This window comes from Lysinibacillus sp. NPDC056232 (assembly GCF_042267565.1).
GTDB lineage: Bacteria > Bacillota > Bacilli > Bacillales_A > Planococcaceae > Lysinibacillus.
Genome location: NZ_JBHJTF010000008.1, coordinates 111,025 through 130,098, shown reverse-complemented (window position 1 = coordinate 130,098; position 19,074 = coordinate 111,025). Strand labels below are relative to the sequence as shown.

20 protein-coding genes, 1 pseudogene and 2 riboswitches are annotated in these 19,074 nt (G+C 38.0%); of the genes and pseudogenes, 15 read left to right on the top strand and 6 right to left on the bottom strand.

Going from position 1 to position 19,074, the window contains the following annotated elements:
• The first annotated feature begins 38 nt into the window (after positions 1–38).
• The 7 genes from hydA to ACFCYJ_RS08910 all read left to right on the top strand — a co-directional run bounded on the left by hydA (position 39) and on the right by ACFCYJ_RS08910 (position 8,224).
• Positions 39–1,442 carry a dihydropyrimidinase gene (gene hydA, locus ACFCYJ_RS08940; RefSeq protein WP_376073446.1) on the top strand — a complete coding sequence of 468 codons (1,404 nt, stop codon included), beginning with the start codon at positions 39–41 and terminating at the stop codon, positions 1,440–1,442.
• Between the two features lie 376 nt (positions 1,443–1,818).
• Complete coding sequence (locus ACFCYJ_RS08935) at positions 1,819–1,959, top strand: hypothetical protein (protein WP_376073445.1); 141 nt, start codon at positions 1,819–1,821, stop codon at positions 1,957–1,959.
• 49 nt (positions 1,960–2,008) lie between these two features.
• The gene (locus ACFCYJ_RS08930) at positions 2,009–3,376 is read left to right on the top strand and encodes an NAD(P)-dependent oxidoreductase (RefSeq protein ID WP_376073443.1); all 1,368 of its coding nucleotides are present in this window, start codon (positions 2,009–2,011) and stop codon (positions 3,374–3,376) included.
• A gap of 13 nt (positions 3,377–3,389) precedes the next feature.
• Positions 3,390–4,652 carry an NAD-dependent dihydropyrimidine dehydrogenase subunit PreA gene (gene preA, locus ACFCYJ_RS08925; RefSeq protein WP_376073441.1) on the top strand — a complete coding sequence of 421 codons (1,263 nt, stop codon included), beginning with the start codon at positions 3,390–3,392 and terminating at the stop codon, positions 4,650–4,652.
• Between the two features lie 108 nt (positions 4,653–4,760).
• On the top strand, positions 4,761–6,281 hold the full coding sequence (locus tag ACFCYJ_RS08920) for an NCS1 family transporter (protein WP_376073439.1): 1,521 nt from the start codon (positions 4,761–4,763) through the stop codon (positions 6,279–6,281).
• Positions 6,282–6,322: 41 nt separating this feature from the next.
• Positions 6,323–6,529 (top strand): hypothetical protein, encoded by a 207-nt coding sequence (locus tag ACFCYJ_RS08915; protein ID WP_376073437.1) that lies wholly within the window; start codon positions 6,323–6,325, stop codon positions 6,527–6,529.
• Between the two features lie 330 nt (positions 6,530–6,859).
• Entirely contained in the window at positions 6,860–8,224 is a 1,365-nt protein-coding gene (locus ACFCYJ_RS08910) for an amino acid permease (RefSeq protein ID WP_376073436.1), read from the top strand.
• On the opposite strand, the gene ACFCYJ_RS08905 is transcribed toward ACFCYJ_RS08910, so the two are convergent.
• The gene (locus ACFCYJ_RS08905) at positions 8,182–8,466 is read right to left on the bottom strand and encodes a hypothetical protein (RefSeq protein ID WP_376073434.1); all 285 of its coding nucleotides are present in this window, start codon (positions 8,464–8,466) and stop codon (positions 8,182–8,184) included. The two genes, ACFCYJ_RS08910 and ACFCYJ_RS08905, sit on opposite strands and share 43 nt — an antisense overlap.
• On the opposite strand from ACFCYJ_RS08905, the gene ACFCYJ_RS08900 reads away from it, so the two are divergent.
• The gene (locus tag ACFCYJ_RS08900) at positions 8,447–8,653 is read left to right on the top strand and encodes a hypothetical protein (protein ID WP_376073432.1); all 207 of its coding nucleotides are present in this window, start codon (positions 8,447–8,449) and stop codon (positions 8,651–8,653) included. The two genes, ACFCYJ_RS08905 and ACFCYJ_RS08900, sit on opposite strands and share 20 nt — an antisense overlap.
• Before the next feature lie 439 nt (positions 8,654–9,092).
• Here the strand turns inward: ACFCYJ_RS08900 and pgeF are convergent, their stop codons facing one another.
• A complete protein-coding gene (gene pgeF, locus ACFCYJ_RS08895) occupies positions 9,093–9,857 on the bottom strand; it encodes a peptidoglycan editing factor PgeF (protein WP_376073431.1) in 765 nt (254 codons plus the stop codon).
• Between the two features lie 142 nt (positions 9,858–9,999).
• Here pgeF and ACFCYJ_RS08890 point away from each other — a divergent pair, with 142 nt between their 5' ends.
• The 3 genes from ACFCYJ_RS08890 to ACFCYJ_RS08880 all read left to right on the top strand — a co-directional run bounded on the left by ACFCYJ_RS08890 (position 10,000) and on the right by ACFCYJ_RS08880 (position 12,842).
• Positions 10,000–10,653 (top strand): transmembrane-type terpene cyclase, encoded by a 654-nt coding sequence (locus ACFCYJ_RS08890; RefSeq protein ID WP_376073429.1) that lies wholly within the window; start codon positions 10,000–10,002, stop codon positions 10,651–10,653.
• Between the two features lie 264 nt (positions 10,654–10,917).
• A complete protein-coding gene (locus ACFCYJ_RS08885) occupies positions 10,918–11,910 on the top strand; it encodes a VanW family protein (protein ID WP_376073428.1) in 993 nt (330 codons plus the stop codon).
• A gap of 107 nt (positions 11,911–12,017) precedes the next feature.
• On the top strand, positions 12,018–12,842 hold the full coding sequence (locus ACFCYJ_RS08880; RefSeq protein ID WP_376073426.1) for a methyl-accepting chemotaxis protein: 825 nt from the start codon (positions 12,018–12,020) through the stop codon (positions 12,840–12,842).
• Between the two features lie 44 nt (positions 12,843–12,886).
• On the opposite strand, the gene ACFCYJ_RS08875 is transcribed toward ACFCYJ_RS08880, so the two are convergent.
• The 3 genes from ACFCYJ_RS08875 to ACFCYJ_RS08865 all read right to left on the bottom strand — a co-directional run bounded on the left by ACFCYJ_RS08875 (position 12,887) and on the right by ACFCYJ_RS08865 (position 15,736).
• Entirely contained in the window at positions 12,887–13,504 is a 618-nt protein-coding gene (locus ACFCYJ_RS08875; protein WP_376073425.1) for an HAD-IA family hydrolase, read from the bottom strand.
• Positions 13,505–13,832: 328 nt separating this feature from the next.
• Positions 13,833–14,612, bottom strand: coding sequence for a YibE/F family protein (locus ACFCYJ_RS08870; RefSeq protein WP_376073423.1), 780 nt, complete (start codon positions 14,610–14,612; stop codon positions 13,833–13,835).
• Entirely contained in the window at positions 14,612–15,736 is a 1,125-nt protein-coding gene (locus ACFCYJ_RS08865) for a YibE/F family protein (RefSeq protein ID WP_376073421.1), read from the bottom strand. The genes ACFCYJ_RS08870 and ACFCYJ_RS08865 overlap by 1 nt, the downstream gene beginning before the upstream one ends.
• 234 nt (positions 15,737–15,970) lie before the next feature.
• Between ACFCYJ_RS08865 and ACFCYJ_RS08860 the strand changes: the two are divergent.
• Both ACFCYJ_RS08860 and ribE read left to right on the top strand, forming a co-directional pair.
• Positions 15,971–16,281, top strand: a pseudogene (locus tag ACFCYJ_RS08860) (SDR family oxidoreductase); the annotation flags it as partial.
• 114 nt (positions 16,282–16,395) lie between these two features.
• Positions 16,396–16,521, top strand: a riboswitch (FMN riboswitch).
• 302 nt (positions 16,522–16,823) lie between these two features.
• Positions 16,824–16,949: riboswitch (FMN riboswitch) on the top strand.
• Positions 16,950–17,149: 200 nt separating this feature from the next.
• On the top strand, positions 17,150–17,788 hold the full coding sequence (ribE, locus tag ACFCYJ_RS08855) for a riboflavin synthase (protein ID WP_376073420.1): 639 nt from the start codon (positions 17,150–17,152) through the stop codon (positions 17,786–17,788).
• Here ribE and ACFCYJ_RS08850 read toward each other — a convergent pair.
• Positions 17,754–17,945, bottom strand: coding sequence for a hypothetical protein (locus ACFCYJ_RS08850; RefSeq protein ID WP_376073418.1), 192 nt, complete (start codon positions 17,943–17,945; stop codon positions 17,754–17,756). The genes ribE and ACFCYJ_RS08850 overlap by 35 nt on opposite strands.
• 167 nt (positions 17,946–18,112) lie before the next feature.
• On the opposite strand from ACFCYJ_RS08850, the gene ribB reads away from it, so the two are divergent.
• Both ribB and ACFCYJ_RS08840 read left to right on the top strand, forming a co-directional pair.
• Positions 18,113–18,742: a 3,4-dihydroxy-2-butanone-4-phosphate synthase gene (gene ribB / locus ACFCYJ_RS08845; protein ID WP_483869474.1), complete on the top strand. Its 630-nt coding sequence runs from the start codon at positions 18,113–18,115 to the stop codon at positions 18,740–18,742.
• A 67-nt stretch (positions 18,743–18,809) separates the two neighbouring features.
• On the top strand, positions 18,810–19,055 hold the full coding sequence (locus ACFCYJ_RS08840; protein ID WP_376073417.1) for a hypothetical protein: 246 nt from the start codon (positions 18,810–18,812) through the stop codon (positions 19,053–19,055).
• The last annotated feature ends 19 nt before the right edge of the window (positions 19,056–19,074 follow it).

Sequence of the window (19,074 nt, the reverse complement as noted above, 5' to 3'; positions counted from 1 at the left end):
GAGTATTCTCCATTATTTTACGAAGGGTGAGGGGCAGAATGAAAAAAATCATTAAAGGTGGACGAGTAGCAACAGCTGCAGATGTTTTTGAGGCAGATATTTTAATTGAAAACGGAAAAATTGTTCAAATAGGCAAAGATTTATCCGACGTGGGCGCAGAAATTATTGATGCTACTGGTAAAATCGTGATGCCAGGTGGGATTGATCCGCATACTCATTTAGATATGCCATTTAACAATACTGTGACTGATGATGATTGGAAATCTGGTACCATTGCAGCGGCTTTCGGTGGAACAACTACTATTTTGGATTTCTGCTTAACGGCTGGCGAGGATCAACTTTCAACTGCAGTTGAAAAGTGGCATGACAAGGCGAAGGGGAAATCAGCCATCGACTATGGATTCCACTTAATGATTGGTGATTTAACCCCTGAAACAGAAGTCGAATTGCCGCAGATCTTAGAGCAAGAGGGTATTACTTCTGTCAAGGTATTTATGGCTTATGCGAAAGAATTTCAAGCCTCAGATCGCACCCTTTTTAAGGCTTTTAAAATAGCGAAAGACCTCGGTGCTGTTGTTATGGTGCACTGTGAAAATGGTTCTGTTATTGATGAGCTTGTAGAAGAGGCGCGTCGTGCAGGTCATAAGGAGCCGATTTATCATGCGCTTACTCGTCCAGCTGAATTAGAAGGCGAAGCGACAAAACGTGCGATTGAGTTAGCCCATATTGCTGGCGCTACCCTTTATGTAGTGCATGTAACTTGTAAAGAGGCAGTAGATGAGATTATTGCTGCGCGTGAAAAAGGTTATAACGTTTATGGTGAAACATGTCCACCATATTTAACTTTGGATCAATCTGCTTTAGCACAACCTGGTTTTGAGGGTGCAAAATATGTTTGGTCCCCACCACTTCGCCCGAAATACCATCAAAATCATTTATGGAATGCTCTAAAAGCAAAACAACTACAAACAATTGGCTCGGATCAGTGCTCATTTAGTTTTAAGGGTAAAAAGCAGTTAGGATTAAATGATTTTTCTAAAATTCCTAACGGTGGACCTTTTATTGAAGACCGCTTCAGTATTTTATATTCAGAAGGTGTTGCAAAAGGAAAAATTTCTATTCATGAGTTTGTCGATATGATTTCCACAAGTGCAGCAAAAATATTTGGTTTATTCCCACAAAAAGGAACGATTGCAATCGGTTCTGATGCCGATATCGTTATTTTTGATCCAGAGGTAAAACGAGAAATTTCGGCTAAAACACATCATATGAACGTGGATTATAACCCATATGAAGGATGGGAAGTAACAGGTGAACCAGTAAGTGTACTAGTACGTGGAGAATATGTCATTAAAAATAAAGAATTTGTTGGTGTACTAGGTAGCGGGCAATATATTAAACGTCCATTAAAAGCTACAACTGCAGAAGCACTAAACATTTAGCATTATCCCGTATTAACGGGCAGTAATACTCCTACCGCAAAAAATTTAGCAAAAGCAAAGAAGTTAGGTGGGAGATAAACTGCAAGTAAAAGCCCGATTCGTTCAACTAATAATCAGTGAGGTTGAAGAAAACCCCTCTGATTAAAGTTTCACTTTATGACCGATTGCTTTGAATGGAGAACAGAGCAATCGGTTTCATAATACCTTCAATTAGCTACAGAAGACTATCTACCTCTATAGGTGGTGAGATGAATGTTGAATGTAGCTCTTTTTTCAATGGTGTAATTAATAAGGCTCATCACCAAAAGTTGTGGATGACATATATTCAAACGTATGCCATGTATATAGGTTGATTGGAGTGGAGGCTGGCGACTCCTTGCGGCTCATCGGACGCCCCCAGGAAGCTTTGCTCTGCGCGAAAGCGAAGCGACAGCAACAAATGTTTTATCTGTGCGAAAGCGAAGCGACAGCAACAAAGCGCCCAGCGGAACGGAAAATCAACCACACATTATGGTGACGAGCCATGATAAGAAGGAAAAAAATGAACATATGAGGGGGATGTGGAAATGGCTCTGAATCAAGAAAATACAATGTCCCAACAGTTAAAACGTAATTTTATGGAATTGACTAGCGGGATGACAAAGAATGAGGCAATTGAGGAATCCAATCGCTGTCTTTATTGTTACGATGCACCATGTATTAAAGCCTGTCCTACGAGTATTCAAATCCCGAATTTCATAAAAAAAATTGCATCAGGTAATATGAAGGGCTCTGCTACGACTATATTAGAAGCAAATCCTATTGGTGCAAGCTGTGCAAGGGTTTGTCCAACGGAGGAACTATGTGAAGGGGCGTGTGTGCTAAATTCCTCAACAAAGCCAATTAAAATCGGAGAGCTACAGCGCTATGCAACAGATTGGGCAATGGAAACGAATGCTCAGCTATTTAAGCAAGGGCAAAGCAATGGACAGAAGGTAGCGATTATTGGTGCAGGTCCCGCTGGTTTATCGGCTGCGCGTGAACTTAGTCGTTTTGGTTATCAGGTTACTATTTATGAAGCTGAATCGAAAGCTGGTGGCTTAGGGAGCTATGGTATAGTGTCGTTCCGTTTACCAAACGAAGTCGTTGATTGGGAAATTGAACAAATCGAAAAGCTTGGGGTGGAAATCAAAACAAATATAACTGTCGGTGTTGATATTTCTGCTGAAGAAATTTTGGAGCAATATGACAGTGTTATTTTAGCAGTTGGTATGGGAGCTGTGCCAAGTCTGGGCATTGAAGGAGAAGATTTAGACGGTGTGCATGATGCAATAGAGTTTGTCAGAAAGACAAAAATGGGACCGCTTACAAAAGATATTGTTGGGAAGCGAGTGGCTGTCATCGGTGCAGGAAATACCGCGATTGACGGTGCTACATGTGCAGTGCGATTAGGTGCTGACAATGTTCAAATTCTTTATAGAAGAACACAAAAGGAAATGACTGCGTACAAATTTGAATATGAATTTGCCAAGCAGGATAGTGTGGAGTTTAAGTGGCTAACAGCACCGAAAAAAATTATTGGCAATGAGTCAGGTGAGGTCGTAGGCATTGAATGTGTGAAAATGAAGCTCGGTGAAGCTGGTGCTGATGGCCGACAAAGACCTGAGGAGATTAAGGGGTCCAATTTTATGATTGAAGTGGATGCTGTTATTAAGGCAATTGGGCAAACACGTTTTGTGTCATTGATTGAAGCTTTTGGTTTACAGCATACAAATGGCGTTGTTGATATTGATGAAACGACAATGCAAACTTCGAATAACAAAGTATTTGCATGTGGGGATGTCGTCTTCGGAAATGGCCAAGGCGAGGCGATGGTTGTAACAGCTGTACAGCAAGGAAAAGACGCAGCATACAAGATCCATGAACGTTTAAGAAAACCAAGTGAGATTGCATAAGGGAGGAACTAATATGGCAGACTTACGCATTGACTTAGCGGGCATCAAATCGCCGAATCCATTTTGGCTTGCTTCAGCACCGCCAACGAATTCAGGCTATCAAGTACAACGCGCATTTGAAGCGGGGTGGGGTGGTGCTGTATGGAAAACATTAGGGGATCCAATTTTAAATGTTTCTTCCCGCTTTGCAGCTGTTAGCTTTAACGGACAAAGAGTAGCTGGCTTCAATAATATTGAACTGATTACGGATCGTCCGTTAGAGGTAAATTTACAAGAAATTTATGAAACGAAAAAAAGGTTTCCACATCACGCAATCATCGCTTCCTTAATGGTGGAGCCGAAGCAAGAAAAATGGCATGAGATTGTTAAACGAGTAGAAGATGTAGGGGTTGATGGTCTTGAGCTTAACTTTGGTTGTCCACATGGGATGGCGGAACGAGGAATGGGGTCTGCCTCTGGTCAAGTACCTGAATTGGTGGAAAAGCAAACGTACTGGGTGAAAGAGGCAGCGAAAACACCAGTAATTGTGAAGTTAACGCCAAACATTACCGATATTACGGTAACGGCAGAAGCGGCCACAAGAGGTGGAGCAGATGCCGTTAGTATGATTAATACGATTAACAGCTTAGCCGGTGTTGACTTAGATACATGGAATACAGTGCCTCATGTAGCAGGAAAGGGTGCACATGGTGGCTATTGTGGTCCTGCGGTTAAACCAATTGCACTCAATATGGTGGCAGAGTGTGCCCGTAATCCATTAATCAATGTTCCGATTTCGGGCATTGGTGGTATTTCCAACTGGCAAGATGCTGCTGATTTTATATTATTGGGAGCTACGGGCGTGCAAGTTTGTACAGCGGCGATGCATCATGGCTTTAGCATTGTTGAGGATATGATTGATGGACTCAATAATTATTTAGATGATAAAGGTATTGCCTCTGTTATGGATTTAGTAGGTCGCTCAGTTTCCAGATATTCTAATTGGGGTGAATTAGATTTAAATTATAAAATCGTAGCTGAAATTAATAACGATGTTTGTATTAACTGTAACAAATGCCATATTGCATGTGAGGATACATCGCATCAATGTATCGACTTATATACAGAAGATGGTCGCCCAATGCTGAAAGTTCGGGAAGAGGACTGTGTAGGCTGTAATTTATGCTCAATCGTTTGTCCTGTAGATGGTGCTATTACAATGGCTGAACGCAAATCTACAGTTCCACCAATGACTTGGAATGAACGTCAATCTCTGATTAGTAGTCTATCAAAGTAAATAAAACTTTCAAATAAACTGAAATTCCACCTTCCTTTAGCATTTTCGTTGAAGGAAGGAATACCTCATGTAAGTTGTCACGAAAATTGGAAAAAAAGGAGAGATTATATGGAACGTGAAGGGAATTATTTAAAATCCCCAGATTTACTTCCAGTGACACATCAACAAAGAAATATTGGAACATTTGGTTTTGCAGTGATTTGGATAGGAATGGCAATTGTATTGGCGGCTTTTGCAATCGGTGGCTCAGCAATCATAAACTTGCCATTGCCAATGGTGATTTTAGCAACGTTGATTGGCTCTTGTTTAATTGGTGTATTTATGACGCTAATTGGTGATATTGGCATTGAACATGGCTTATCATTCCCAGTATATATGCGTGCTCCGTTCGGTACATTTGGTACACATATTCCTTCACTTGTCCGAGGTGTAACGGCTGCATGTTGGTTCGGCCTGAATACTTATTTTGGAGCATTAGCTATAAACGGCATTTTGAATTTATTATTTAGTTTTGATAATTGGTTTATTTGTTTCCTTGTCTTTGCAGCACTTCAGTTATTTAATACATCGCTAGGTATTAAATCTATTGAACGCTTTGCAGATTTGGCAGCGCCAGTAATTATTTTAATTTCATGCTGGATGTATTATACACTGGCAGATAATGCAGTAGCTCAAGGGAAAAATATTTGGACGTGGGTAGAAGCGCCAACAACAGGATTTACAGCCTTCACTGCATTTATGGTAGTGATCATGGCGAATATGGGATTTTGGTCGACACTAGCAGCCGATATGCCTTCACTTTCACGCTTCTTTAAAGCACCAAAAAATGAACGCAATTGGTTCAAACGTAACAAAACACAGTTGGTTGGCTCATTAATCGTCATGCCGGTTACAAATACGTTCATTGTGACAATTGGTGCTGTGTGCTATATGTCTGTTGCCTCTGCAGATCCTATCAATGCATTACAGCAAAGTGCAAGTGGCTTTATTTTAGGTATTTTATTGTTAATGATTGTATTAGCACAATGGTCAACTAACACCTCTGCAAATGTTATACCAGCGGCAACGATCTTCTCAAATATCGGTGGTCCTAAAGTGCCGTTTTGGGTTGGGGTTGTTATTGCAGGCATAATCGGTATTCTTGCACAGCCTTGGAGTTTATTTGATGTGTTAGTCAATGCACTTTTAATTATCGGGGGAATTTTAACAGCAATCGTTGGTATTTTATATGCTGATTATTATTTAATTCGTAAGCGTCGCGTGCATGTAAAAGCACTTTATGAATTAGATGGTCAATTTAAATATTGGAAAGGCTTTAACTTAGCTGGTTTAATCGCTTGGATTATCGGTGGTGCAGTGGCAAATATATTCTCCACTTATTCTTCATTAGTAGGGTTCTTTGTAGGGGCACTTGTATATTATGTATTAGCGAAGTATTGGTGGTTCAAAAAATATCCTCAAGCTGAGCTTGCAGATCCATGTGATACAAAATATTTAGGGATTACAGCTGGACACAATTTGGATGAACTATTTGGACAACAAGAAGCGCCTGCCCCAACTGTTGTTCCAGATGAGGATAATATCGTTGAACAACCAGATCCGCTGCTAGAGTTAAAAGGTACTGAATAAAAATTAAACACCTAGATTTTCACGAAAGGTGAGGTGATTGCATGTCAGAACATCAACAAAGCACAGAGGAAATAAAAAAAGTGGATCATTATTTAGATAATGGCTTTAAAATCAAATATGTTTATGAAAATTTAAGTGGAATGTTTGTAGAATTCGCGCGCCAAGATGAGGTTAATTTGTTACAAATTCTAACAGCCGATGCACGCAAATACTTCTCTGCAAAACTCCAAGAACAGACGTCATTGTAGGAACAAAGTAAACTCTATTTCATTTGATGAAATAGAGTTTTTTTTACGTAATATTACTTTAAATTGATTCGTACACGGTTAAAGCAAGATAAAAATTGTTGCTACAACATTCAAAGTGACGGATAGAACCGCGGAAGTCGTGGATAGAACCTTCAAAGTGACGGATAGAACAGCCGAAGATACAAATAGAACAAAAACTGCTCAGAATCCTTGTCTTATTACGATAAATTGTGTTTTTCCTAAAAATACAATTGTGTTTTCCACAGGAATTTATTATTATTATTATAAAATAATTCATCGTAGAAAGAACTTTGAAAAGAGGCGTAATTTGTGGCAAATAAAGAATTAAAAAGGGGATTAGATGCACGTCATATCCAAATGATTGCTCTTGGAGGTACTATTGGCGTGGGCTTGTTTATGGGGTCTGCTAGTGCCATTCAGTGGACAGGGCCTTCCGTGCTTCTTGCATATGCTATAGCAGGTATATTTATTTTTTTCATTATGCGTGCAATGGGAGAAATGCTTTATATGGAGCCGAGTACGGGTTCCTATGCAACATTTGGCTATAAATATATACACCCATTAGCCGGTTATTTAACTGCGTGGAGTAACTGGTTTCAATGGGTTATTGTTGGGATGTCAGAGATTATAGCAGTAGGAACATATATGCAATACTGGTATCCTGATTTACCTGCATGGATTCCGGGATTAATTGCAATGGTTATTTTAGGTGTTGCCAACTTTATTTCTGTTAAAACTTTTGGAGAATTTGAATTTTGGTTTGCTATGATTAAAATTGTGACAATTGTTTTAATGATTATTGCAGGCTTTGGTCTTATTTTCTTTGGGATTGGTAATGGAGGCGTGGCAATCGGATTATCGAACCTTTGGAATCATGGAGGCTTCTTTACAGGCGGGTGGACAGGTTTCTTCTTTGCGTTATCATTAGTAGTTGCAGCCTATCAAGGTGTTGAGCTCATTGGGATTACTGCGGGAGAAGCGAAAAATCCTCAAAAAACTATAACGAATGCGATCCAAAGTATTATTTGGCGTATTTTAATATTTTATATCGGGGCAATCTTTGTCATTGTAACCGTTTATCCGTGGGATGAATTAGGTACGATTGGTAGCCCATTTGTTGCAACTTTTGCAAAGGTTGGCATTACCGCTGCGGCAGGTATTATAAATTTTGTGGTCATTACAGCAGCGATGTCAGGCTGTAATAGTGGAATTTACAGTGCTGGGCGTATGCTATATACGCTTGCCATGAATGGACAAGCACCTAAATTTTTTGCGAAGCTTTCTAGAAATGGTGTTCCAATATTCGGTACAGCAGGTGTGCTACTTGGTTTGTTCATCGGCGTTGTTCTAAGTTATATTGCACCAGGAAATTTATTTGTATATGTATACAGTGCAAGTGTACTACCAGGGATGGTTCCGTGGTTTATTATTTTAATCAGTCAAATACGATTTAGAAAAATAAAAGGTGAACAGCTTTCCAAGCACCCATTCAAAATGCCCTTTACACCATTTACAAACTATATAACGATTGCCTTCTTAATAATGGTACTAATCGGTATGTGGATAAATGATGATACTAGAGTTTCTCTTATTGTGGGAATTATTTTCTTAGTTCTTGTGATCATGAGCTATTATGTTTTTAGAATTGGAAAAGATCGTCCTGTTAATAAATAATGATAAAAGGGTGTATTTCTATTATGAGATACATCCTTTTTATTTTTGTGATAAAGGTTTTGCCTTTCTGCAGAACGGGGGGGATTTCCGTTCCGACTGGGCGCTTTGTTGCTGCCACTTCGCTTTCGCAGAGATAAAACATTTGTTGCTGACGCTTCGCTTTCGCACAGAAAAAACATTTGTTGCTGACGCTTCGCTTTCGCACAGAAAAAACATTTGTTGTTGCCGCTTCGCTTTCGCACAGAGCAAAGCTTCCTGGGGGCGTCGGGGCAACAGGATGTTGGTCACGAAGGCGTTATCACAGGGCGTGATGCTTTTAGCCTTCGTTCCTCTATTGCTAATCCCCGAGGAGTCGCCCAGTCTCCACTCCAATCAACCATTTCGCTAAGTATGTATCTTCTGGCATATCACTCTAATTTAAAGTGGTAAAGCGAAGCGACAGCAGCAAGTGTTATATGTGCGACAGAGGAGTGCTAACGTAGCGACGCACCAACGTAAGCAGAGAAATTGGCTCGCCGTTTGCCCACAGGAAAGAGAGTGCTTGGAACGGAAATTATCCTATTTAAAGCACCAAATTTTGTTTTACAGCACTACAAAAGGGACACTCCATTAATAATTGGATTGTCCCTTTTTACTTCTTTCGGCAGATCTCTTTTGTAGCGAAAGCAAAGCGTCAGCTACAGAAGTCCCCTACCTCTATAGGTGGTGAGTTGAATGCGAATTAATGTTACTTTTCAGCGGGTATCCAAACACCCCCTGAAATAGAGGAACTCAGTCTAAGAACGCCACGTCCTGTGGCAACGACTGAGTGACCAACATCATGTTGGCCTAAAGCCTCCGGACGTAATTATGCCGAGGCATAATTGATCTACTGTTCTTTTCGCATAATAAAGCTTAAATGTCTGCCAGCCTGTTTATCTTGGCGGTAGGAAAAACCGTCTGGGCTGAGATATGTGCACGTTGAATCAATTAAAATCTGCTGAGAAGGAATACCGGCAAGCTCACATTGCTTTTTGACAGTTTGCTGATTATCGATATGATATTTATTTGTTTCTGCATTGTAATACATTAAGTCCTCAGCATAGCCTAACTTGTGGAATTTTTCATAAACATCTGCATCCACCTCAAATTTCTGCTGACTAAGTGCCATACCGATTTGTACGTGGAAATCTTGTGGATTACAATGCTCATGCTCCATCAAATGTTGGAAAAGCTTAGATGTTACTTCCTTGACAGTCCCTTGCCAGCCTGAATGAACCACGCCAATAAGGCCCTTGACTTCATTATAAAAAATGACAGGGACGCAATCCGCTGTAAAACTACATAAAAGTAGATTTGGCTCTACTGTATAAAGCGCATCGGTATTACAAATGGCAGTTTCCATTTGCTCAGCGCCGCGTCCTTTATCAGAAATGATAACTTTATGGAAATTAGCGCTATGTGTTTGTTGAGTGCAAATAAAATTAGTTAGGTCACAGTTTAAAGTAGTTGCCAATTTTTTTCGATTTTCCAGCACATCTGCTTCATTCACACATGTATGAAGTGCCATATTGTTTAGTTCTAACTCGATGTCATCCTTTAAGGTAGTGCCTGCGATAAATTGGTCATTATCAAAATAAATTTTAGTTTTCATATCATCACCTCGTATTACTATATATGATTGGTTAATGAATGTATAGGCGCTTACTCTTAAGATTTTTAAGATCTTGAGTATTTACATATCCTTTCTACTTCTTTTGACATAAAGAATAGATTTCATCATATAGTATGGAAAAATGATAATTAGAGGGAAGGAGTTTGTAAATATTAATCAAGAAAAATTCATACTGATCAGCCAATTCGGCATGTGGCTCTTTTGGATTATTACATATATATTAATCATCAAACAAGGAATAAAGGATAAGAGATATGGGATGCCTATGGCTGCAATTTGTGCCAATATTTCATGGGAATTTATTTTTTCATTTATGTATCCGCTAAATAACTTGCAAAGGATCCTTACGTTCCTGTGGTTTCTTTTGGATATCTTCATTCTGATGCAATTTTTACTTTATGGTTATAAGGAGTATAAAAAAATTATTCCGAGAAAGGTATTTTATTCATCTTTTTTCATAACACTCATAGTAAGCTTTTTCACGATTTTAGCGATGATGCATGAATTCAAAGATATGGCAGGCATATACGCCGCATTTTTCCAAAATCTGATGATGTCAGGGCTTTTTATCGCTTTATTCATACAAAGAGGGAATTTAAGTGGACAATCAATGGGCATAGCCGTTTGTAAAATGGTCGGTACTGCGTTAGCAGCAGTTTGTTTCTATTTGTATTTTAGAACATCATTGATTACTATTATTTCGCTTGCAATCTTTATTTATGATTGGATATATATAGTATTAATCTATAGGTTTTATGTGAAATTTGCTAAATAAAAAAATTGATAAAAAGATGTACCTTGCCCTTCATCTGAACTCTACAAAGTCACTCAACTTTGTAGAGTGTTTTTAACTTATTTCAGCGGGTGTCCAAACACCCGCTGAAATAAAGGAACTCAGTCTTAACATCATGCTGTTAGCAACAATTATGCCGAGGCATAATTGATTTTATAAACAAATAAAAATGATGAAATGAAACACACTATCAGCAATACACGAATAAGATGTCTCTGTAGTATGACGATAGGGTAGGTGTTTTATTTGAAAAAGAAGTGGATGATCACATTATGTATTATTTGTACAATTGGGCTCGTTGGCTGTCAGGGGAAATTTGCGGATGAGAAAAAGCAAGAACAACAAATTCAAGAGTCAGAGCAAAAAGCTGAGGATTTAAAAAAGCCAGTAACCTTTGAACAACAACAAACAGAGCCTGTCGTTGTTGAAATTGTGGATCCTTCTACGAAAGCCATCATACAAACAATTTCACCGAAAGAAATGGGCTATGAAAGTGATAAACAATCGTATACAAAACAAATTGAGCAATTAGCAAAAGATTTGGCGAGAGGGAATGAAAAAACGACAGGCTATGATAAGCGTATGATACTCGATAAGCTGGACGATCAAGGGAAAATAATGAAAGGTAGTCCTTTAATTGTTTTGAAAGAAAGTGAATTAGTAGAGAGAATATTAGAAGTATCAGCTACTGGTGGTAAAGTGGAGATGCCTCTTAATATTACAGAAAGCGGATATTATTTAGAAGATATTCCTTTATTAGAAAACGTAGTTGTTGCATCCTATACAACTTATTTCAATACCCGCGATGTAGGAAGAAATAAAAATATTGAGCTTTCTGCGAAGGCAATTAATAATGTTATCGTTGGAAGTGGAGATTATTTCTCGTTTAATACAATCGTTGGACCTAGAGACGAAGCGAATGGATATCAGCCCGCACCAGAAATTATCAACAAAAAAGTTGTGATGGGCATTGGGGGAGGTATTTGTCAAACGTCCTCAACCTTATTTAATGCAGTTGATCAAATACCAGTAAAATTTGTAGAACGTCATCACCATTCATTAGATGTGGGGTATGTTCCGAAAGGAAGAGACGCTACAGTTTCTTATGGTGGTTTAGATTTTAGATTCAACAATACCAGTGATGTACCTTTTTTAATAAAAGCTAACTATGGTAAAAACTCTCTTACAGTTGAGGTAAGAACAGCAGAAAAATATGTAGAAATCTTGAAAAAGTCATAGTAGTTTTTTCAAGACACTTTAGCTAAAGGTGTCTTTTTTTAGGTGTCATGCTATAGTTAAATTGAGGAATTTCAGTATAATCGTGTTATGGGAGAAGGGGAAGGATAATGCATTCAAAACTACAGGCGGCAATAGATTCTATCGATTTTTACCAGGTAACATATCCAGAAGATGCTTGTATTATAGTTGCTGATGCGGAGAAGGTCATTGCCTACAAGCCAGGTAAACAAGTGGACTTAAAGATCAATGTTGGTGATCCTGTAGTGAAGTATCGTGGAACAACAACTGAAAAGTCTCTAAGCCTAGGAAAGTTTATTAGGGAAGAGCGAGGTTCTGAGGAATTTGGAATAGCGTATATTGCATCTGCACAGCCTATTTTTGATGGTGGGAAAGTAATCGGCGTGTTAAGTGCCATTATTTCGAATGAAAAAATGGATGGTATGCGTTTATTAGCAACTGAGCTTTCGAGTTCTGTTGAGGAAATGACTGCAACGAATGAAGAGTTAGCAGTAGTAAGTGTAGATGTATCAAATCGCTTGGGGGAGCTATCCAAGTTTTCAGAATCAATGACTGGCGATATTCAACAAATCAATACGATTGTTCATTTAGTAAAAGATTTAGCTATGAAATCTAAAATTCTTGGATTAAATGCTTCCATCGAGGCTGCTCGCTCAGGGGAGCATGGACGGGGCTTTGCAGTAGTAGCATCTGAAATACAGAAAATGTCACAAAGTAGTACGGAAAGTGCTGATAGTATTACAAATCAATTAGAAAGCATTAAACAATCTATTGATCAAGTCAATGAATCAGCAAATCAAATCGCAACGTTTACTCAGCAATTTTCTGTGAGTATGCATGAATTAACCGATGCTTATAAAGGAATTAACAGCGCAGCAGAAAAATTAATGCATATTAGCGAGGTAAAAGCCTAACATATAAAAGGATAATAGCAATTCAATCGCTATTATCCTCTTCATTATATGATATTTAAAATTTCTTGTGGTGTAGCAACTTTGTGCTCGGGTTCTTCTTGTTGTACAACTTCAATAGCGTCATATCCCCAACCAACCCAAATAATAGGCACCCCCACTTTTTTGCAGGCTACGATATCTCTTTGTTCATCACCAATGTATAAAACTTCTGATGGTGTAATGCTTGAGTCTTTTAAAAATTTCTTTATCACCTTATCCTTTCCAAAAATACGGTTTGAACAAAGAACATTTGACACACAATGAATGTCGTTCATTTTTAGAAATTCTAAAATGTTCTCCTGTGAATTGGAGGAAATGATAAGGATTTTATAACCTCTTTTATCAATTTCCATCAGGACTTCCTTCATGCCATCATAAAGATGAACATCATTTAATGACTGGCGATACAAGCGGTAAAACTGAGGTAAGATCATGGGCAATTTATACATAGGAAAGTCGAATAATTTACTTCGTTCCGTTATAGATAATTTTTTTAATGATTCAATTTCCTTTAGCTCTATTCCTTTAAACTTATATTTTTGCGCAATTGTATTCCAAGCTGATGCAAACACTGCCGTAGAATCTGCCAATGTTCCATCAAAATCAAAGATAATATATTTCATTACAAATTTTCTCCTTTAGCATCTAATTGTAAAGACGTTTTTTTCTTGAAAATGTTACTGCCTATACTTAAAAAAATGACATGATTATACAGGATATGAAACAGCGTATTGTAAATAACTCTTGATGAGCAATTTTTTTACTAAATGAGGGGATAATTTTTCTTCTAAAGGGGGGCGAGACAGTTTCTTTGGAAATATTGTGCTGGGGAATACGTGAAATTCAATAACGAAAAGAAGAATAAACAGTAAAAAATAAATCATCTATAAATTTTTTATGGACTAAAAAATACCTATCACCCGTTGATAGGAAACGGATGACAGGTAAGGTCTAGGATGAAGCATTTTGAGTTTTTTCTCGTTTTTTTATTAAATAATAGGCATTTACAGAGGAAGTAATAGGAATGATAAGTGCGATTCCAATGCCTGCGCAGAATATCATAATAAGTTCAGTGACAAATACTTTAGAATTAATGATTTCACCAAATGAATAAGATAAATCTTTAAACCATATGAGCAAGCTTAAATATCCACCAAAGAAAGCGAAAAATAATGTATTTGTATCTGTACCTAAAATGTCCCTTCCAATGCTTAAACCCGATGTAAATAATTTTTTTCTGCTTATTAAAGGGTTATGGTGAAGAATCTCATGCATGGAAGTGGCAATGGAAATGGCAACATCCAAAATTGCACCAATTGTACTCATAATAATAACGGAAGCTCCAATTTGTACAAAATTGACGCCAATATTAAGTGAAAATATGCTAATTTCTTCTGCGGATTCTTCCCCAAATCCTCGAATCATTGATTTCTCCGTTACAAACACAATAAAAAGTAATAAAACTACAATCGTAATCATCGTAGAAATGAAAGCAGTCATCGTTTTACTACTCATTTCATTAATAAAAAATAAGCTAATCCAACTTATGACGGTACAGGCAATGAGCGTTAATATAACAGGACTATTCTTCGGATTGGTCATTAAAAAAATTGTTATAAAGAGTACTCCAAAGTTTAAAAATAAAGATAGAAAAGAGCGTATTCCTTTTTTTTCACCAATAACGATCATCAATATGAATAAAATGGCTGTTAACCATACTAATACATTCATTATTTTGCCCTCTTTCGTTTAATGAAAAAAATAGAAGTGTAAAGACTAATGGGGATCGTTAAGACAACACCAATTCCACCTGCTAGGGCACGAGCTAATTCTAACGAAAGGTTCATGGAAAGTGTTTGCCCTAATGGATAAGAATTTTTCAAATATAAAATTAACATTGGAAATGAGCCAGAAATATAAACGAAGAACAAAATACTTGTAATCGTTCCCATAACGTCTTTCCCGATATCCATTCCAGAAGTTTTTAAAGCTTGGTCAGAAATATCTTGGTTTTGCTCAAATAATGCGAACATAGAAGAAGCCATTGTGATGGAGACATCCATTACAGCCCCTAATGCCCCAATAAATAGCCCAGCCATAAAAATCACTCGATAAGGTCGTGTTAAAAATTGCATCTCTTCATATCGAAGCCCATTCTCGGATGTAAACCACAGGACTAAAAAGCTAATTAATAACGAAATAAATGTTCCTAAAAGTGTTGCAACAATCGCTGCATATGTTTTTTCATTCAAGCCGTTAATGAGAATTAAAGAAATGATCGTAAATAAAAGAACACATACCCCACTTATAAATATCAAATTTATAGTTGAATGCACATATAAATCCAAGGCGAAAGATAATACAAGGGAGTTTACAATTAAACTGATGATTGAAAAAAATCCTTGTCTTTTACCAACAATCAGCAAAGCGAAAATAAAAATCCACGCTATTATTAAGACGAACTGATCACGTTTCACGTCTAAAATAGTCCCAGTTAAATCTCCAACCTTGTCTGTATTTGCTTTAATGGAAACAAATAATTTATTTCCAACTTGATACTCCTGATCGAAGGCTCCGGATGCTGAATACTCATTAATAAAATGAATAAGCATACCCTTTTCTTCACCATTTTTTAATACAGCTGTAATGAGCTGAGTATATAAATGATCATCATTTTCATACATATCCGTTACAGGGTTTGATTCTGTTAATTCCGTTTTTATAACTTCTGCAATTGGACGATCATAAAATGCTTCGTTGTGATAAACGAAAAAAACAGAGGCGATAAAGCAAATGGCAATAAAGGTATAAAATATAACTTTGTTATACGATTTTTTTTTCAAAATGTTTTGCAATAAAAAAACCTCCAATGAGGGAAGAGAATTTAATCATATACGTTGTGTTCATTGTTAGAGTTGACACGAACAATGACTCACAATATTACTATGATTTTTTTTTTTTTGTCAAGCAGAGTAAAAAAGTGCCATGTATAAAGAACGTGCTAATTGAAAAGAGGTTCCTTAATTAAATAATACTGTTAATATGCCTTTTAGCGACCTAAATTAGTTATAGCATTATTAAATTAGTGTTATTCAAGGTCTTTATCATTGTAATTAGTGCGTAAAGGAATCCGTATGAATACAGTCCCAGGGCCGATTTGAACGCCGTTAACTGTCTCTGGTTAATCAGCTGAATATGTCAAAACATTTGGCTCAGATACGCCAATGAAACGAGCGGGGCAATCATTTGAGCTTGCACCTACCTATATTTATTTAGCATCCGTTGACTCATCCTTTGTCACTGGTCAAGTATACATGTTAATGGCGGAATAATAACGGAAACTAGGCAAAAAATTGCTAGCGGTGTGTTCCTAAAATCAATTATGTTGAGGCATAATTGATGTAGTGATATTGAAAACGCAACGACAGCGAAATTAATTTTAGAAAAAATTTTTATTAAGAATTATCTGGATAATAAAATAAAATAGTGTTATCGTAAGAAATAGCTAAATAAAAATATCCTTCAGGGTAGGGTGAAATTCCCAATCGGCGGTGATGAAGCAATTCAAAGTCCGTGAGCGCAAGCTGATTTGGTGCAAATCCAAAACCGACAGTTATAGTCTGGATGGGAGAAGGGTAAAAGTATGAGCTTTTTAAATTCACTTGAGTTTATAAGGTCTATTTGAGTATGCTTTTATGTAAACTACTTCCCATCGTTTAAGTTGGGAAGTTTTTTTTTCTTCATTCAGTGGGTGTTTAAACACTTACTGAGGAACTCAGGCTAAGAACTTCACATCCTGTGAAAACGACTGAGTGACCAACATCGTGTTGTTGCTGCGTTAGCACTACGCTTTCGCACAAAAAACATCTGTTGGCCTAAAGCCTCCTGACGCAATTACGCCAAGGCGAAATTGATTTTATTTAGCTAACGAATTGAATAACAGTAGTTCTTCGGGGTAGGGTGAAATTCCCAATCGGCGGTGATGAAGTAATTCAAAGTCCGTGAGCGTAAGCTGATTTGGTGCAAATCCAAAACCGACAGTTATAGTCTGGATGGGAGAAGAACGATGAGATGACGACCTATGGAAAAATATTGTATCCTAAAGGTTTATTTGTTGATGTCTTATTTATATGAACTCCCAAACCCCTTTAATCAAAGGGGTTTTTTGTTTGAACAGTAATTTTTGGTTCAGGAAGGAGGTACAGACGGATAGGACTCCCATAGCGGAAGAGAACTGCTTAGACCAATGAATGGAAGCGGGTGAAAAAATGTTTACAGGAATTATTGAGGATGTTGGTACCGTAAAAACCTTGCAAAGCGATCGACAAAGTATGAAAATTACCGTTATTTCAAAGAAAATGGTAGAGGATGTAAAGCTCGGGGACAGTATCGCGGTCAATGGTGTTTGTTTAACAGTGATCCATTTTAATGAACAGGAGCTTACGATGGATGTCATGCCTGAAACGGTGAGAGCAACAAATTTACAGCAGCTAGCAATTGGAGATCCGGTAAATTTAGAGCGCGCAATGTCACCTAATGGGCGATTCGGTGGTCATTTTGTATCCGGACATGTAGACGGCATAGGGAAAATATTGAGAAAGCGGCCGTTAGCAAACGCAGTCTACATTGATATAGAGCTATCAAAGGAGTTAACAAGCTACTGTATTCCAAAGGGCTCCATCACGATAGATGGAACGAGCTTAACACTCTTTCATGTCGAGAAAAACGGTATCACAGTATCATTGATACCCCACACATACAAGGAAACAATTTTCGGTAAGAAGAACATTGGTGATCTCGTCAATGTAGAAACCGATTTAGTAGGAAAATACATTTTGCATCAACTAAAGCGTGGACAGGAACCACCGACCGTTACAAGAGATTTTTTAGCACAAAACGGGTTTTAACTTCTTTCAGCGAAGTCCAAACATCCTCTGAAATAGAGGAACTCAGTCTAAGAGCGCCACGTCCTGTGGCAACGACTGAGTGACCAACATCATGCTGTTGCCGCTGACGCTTTGCTTTCGCGCAGATAAAACCCTTTTGCTGTCGCTTCGCTTTCACAAAGACAAAACACCTTGCTGACGCTGCGTTAGCACTACGCTTTCGCGCAAAAAATATTTGCAGGCCTAAGCACAAAGCCGATTCCGGACGCATTGTTTATCTGCGCGACAGCGACAATTATACCGAGGCATAATTGATACAACATTATCTAACAGGAGGTGGCGATATTGCTACATTCGATTGAAGAAGCAATTGAGGATTTAAAACAAGGTAAGATGATTATTGTAGTAGATGACGAGGATCGGGAAAACGAAGGGGACTTACTAGCACTTGCGGAATTTATGACCCCTGAAACGATTAACTTTATGGCGACCTATGGAAGAGGTCTTATTTGTACGCCGATTTCACAGCAGCTCGCACAAAAATTAGCATTAAACCCTATGGTTAGTGTGAATACAGATAATCATCAAACGGCATTTACCGTAAGTATAGATCATGTTGACACAACAACTGGAATTAGCGCCTTTGAACGGGCAATGACTATACAAAAAATGCTAGAACCACAAGCAATAGCTTCAGATTTTCGTAGACCAGGCCATGTATTTCCGTTAATAGCAAAGGACAACGGTGTATTAGAGCGTAGAGGACATACAGAAGCTACAATTGATTTGGCCAAGCTTTGTCATAGTATTCCGGCGGGCATTATTTGTGAAATTATGGGCGACAATGGCAAAATGCTACGCTTTAATGACCTTGTTAAATATGCAGCACAACATCATTTAAAAATGATTTCCATAGAAGCATTGGCAACATATCGTCGTCAACAAATAGTGGAAGAAAATACACTGACAATATGAAGGATCATCAACAAAAGTTTGGAATGATATTTGTTAAAACGTACTCTATGTATATAGGTTGATTGGAGTGGAGACTGGCGACTCCTTGGGGATTTGCAATAGGGGAACGAAGGCTAAAAGCATCACGTCCTGTGATAACGCCTTCGTGACTAACATCGTGTTAGCCCGACGCCCCCAGGAAGCTTTGCTCTGTGCGAAAGCGAAGCGTCAGCAATTGTTTTATCTGTGCGAAAGCGTAGCGACAGCAACAATTGTTTTATCTGTGCGAAAGCGTAGCGACAGCAACAATTGTTTTATCTGTGCGAAAGCGTAGCGACAGCAACAACAAAGGG

Bases quoted from the DNA above. Each gene is read 5' to 3' on its own strand.
- hydA (WP_376073446.1), top strand. From the start codon at position 39: ATGAAAAAAATCATTAAAGGTGGACGAGTAGCAACAGCTGCAGATGTT.
- ACFCYJ_RS08930 (WP_376073443.1), top strand. From the start codon at position 2,009: ATGGCTCTGAATCAAGAAAATACAATGTCCCAACAGTTAAAACGTAAT.
- ribE (WP_376073420.1), top strand. From the start codon at position 17,150: ATGTTTACAGGAATTATTGAGGATGTTGGTACCGTAAAAACCTTGCAA.
- ACFCYJ_RS08875 (WP_376073425.1), bottom strand. From the start codon at position 13,504: ATGAAATATATTATCTTTGATTTTGATGGAACATTGGCAGATTCTACG.
- pgeF (WP_376073431.1), bottom strand. From the start codon at position 9,857: ATGAAAACTAAAATTTATTTTGATAATGACCAATTTATCGCAGGCACT.
- ACFCYJ_RS08880 (WP_376073426.1), top strand. From the start codon at position 12,018: ATGCATTCAAAACTACAGGCGGCAATAGATTCTATCGATTTTTACCAG.
- preA (WP_376073441.1), top strand. From the start codon at position 3,390: ATGGCAGACTTACGCATTGACTTAGCGGGCATCAAATCGCCGAATCCA.
- ACFCYJ_RS08890 (WP_376073429.1), top strand. From the start codon at position 10,000: ATGATAATTAGAGGGAAGGAGTTTGTAAATATTAATCAAGAAAAATTC.
- ACFCYJ_RS08870 (WP_376073423.1), bottom strand. From the start codon at position 14,612: ATGAATGTATTAGTATGGTTAACAGCCATTTTATTCATATTGATGATC.
- ACFCYJ_RS08915 (WP_376073437.1), top strand. From the start codon at position 6,323: ATGTCAGAACATCAACAAAGCACAGAGGAAATAAAAAAAGTGGATCAT.
- ACFCYJ_RS08920 (WP_376073439.1), top strand. From the start codon at position 4,761: ATGGAACGTGAAGGGAATTATTTAAAATCCCCAGATTTACTTCCAGTG.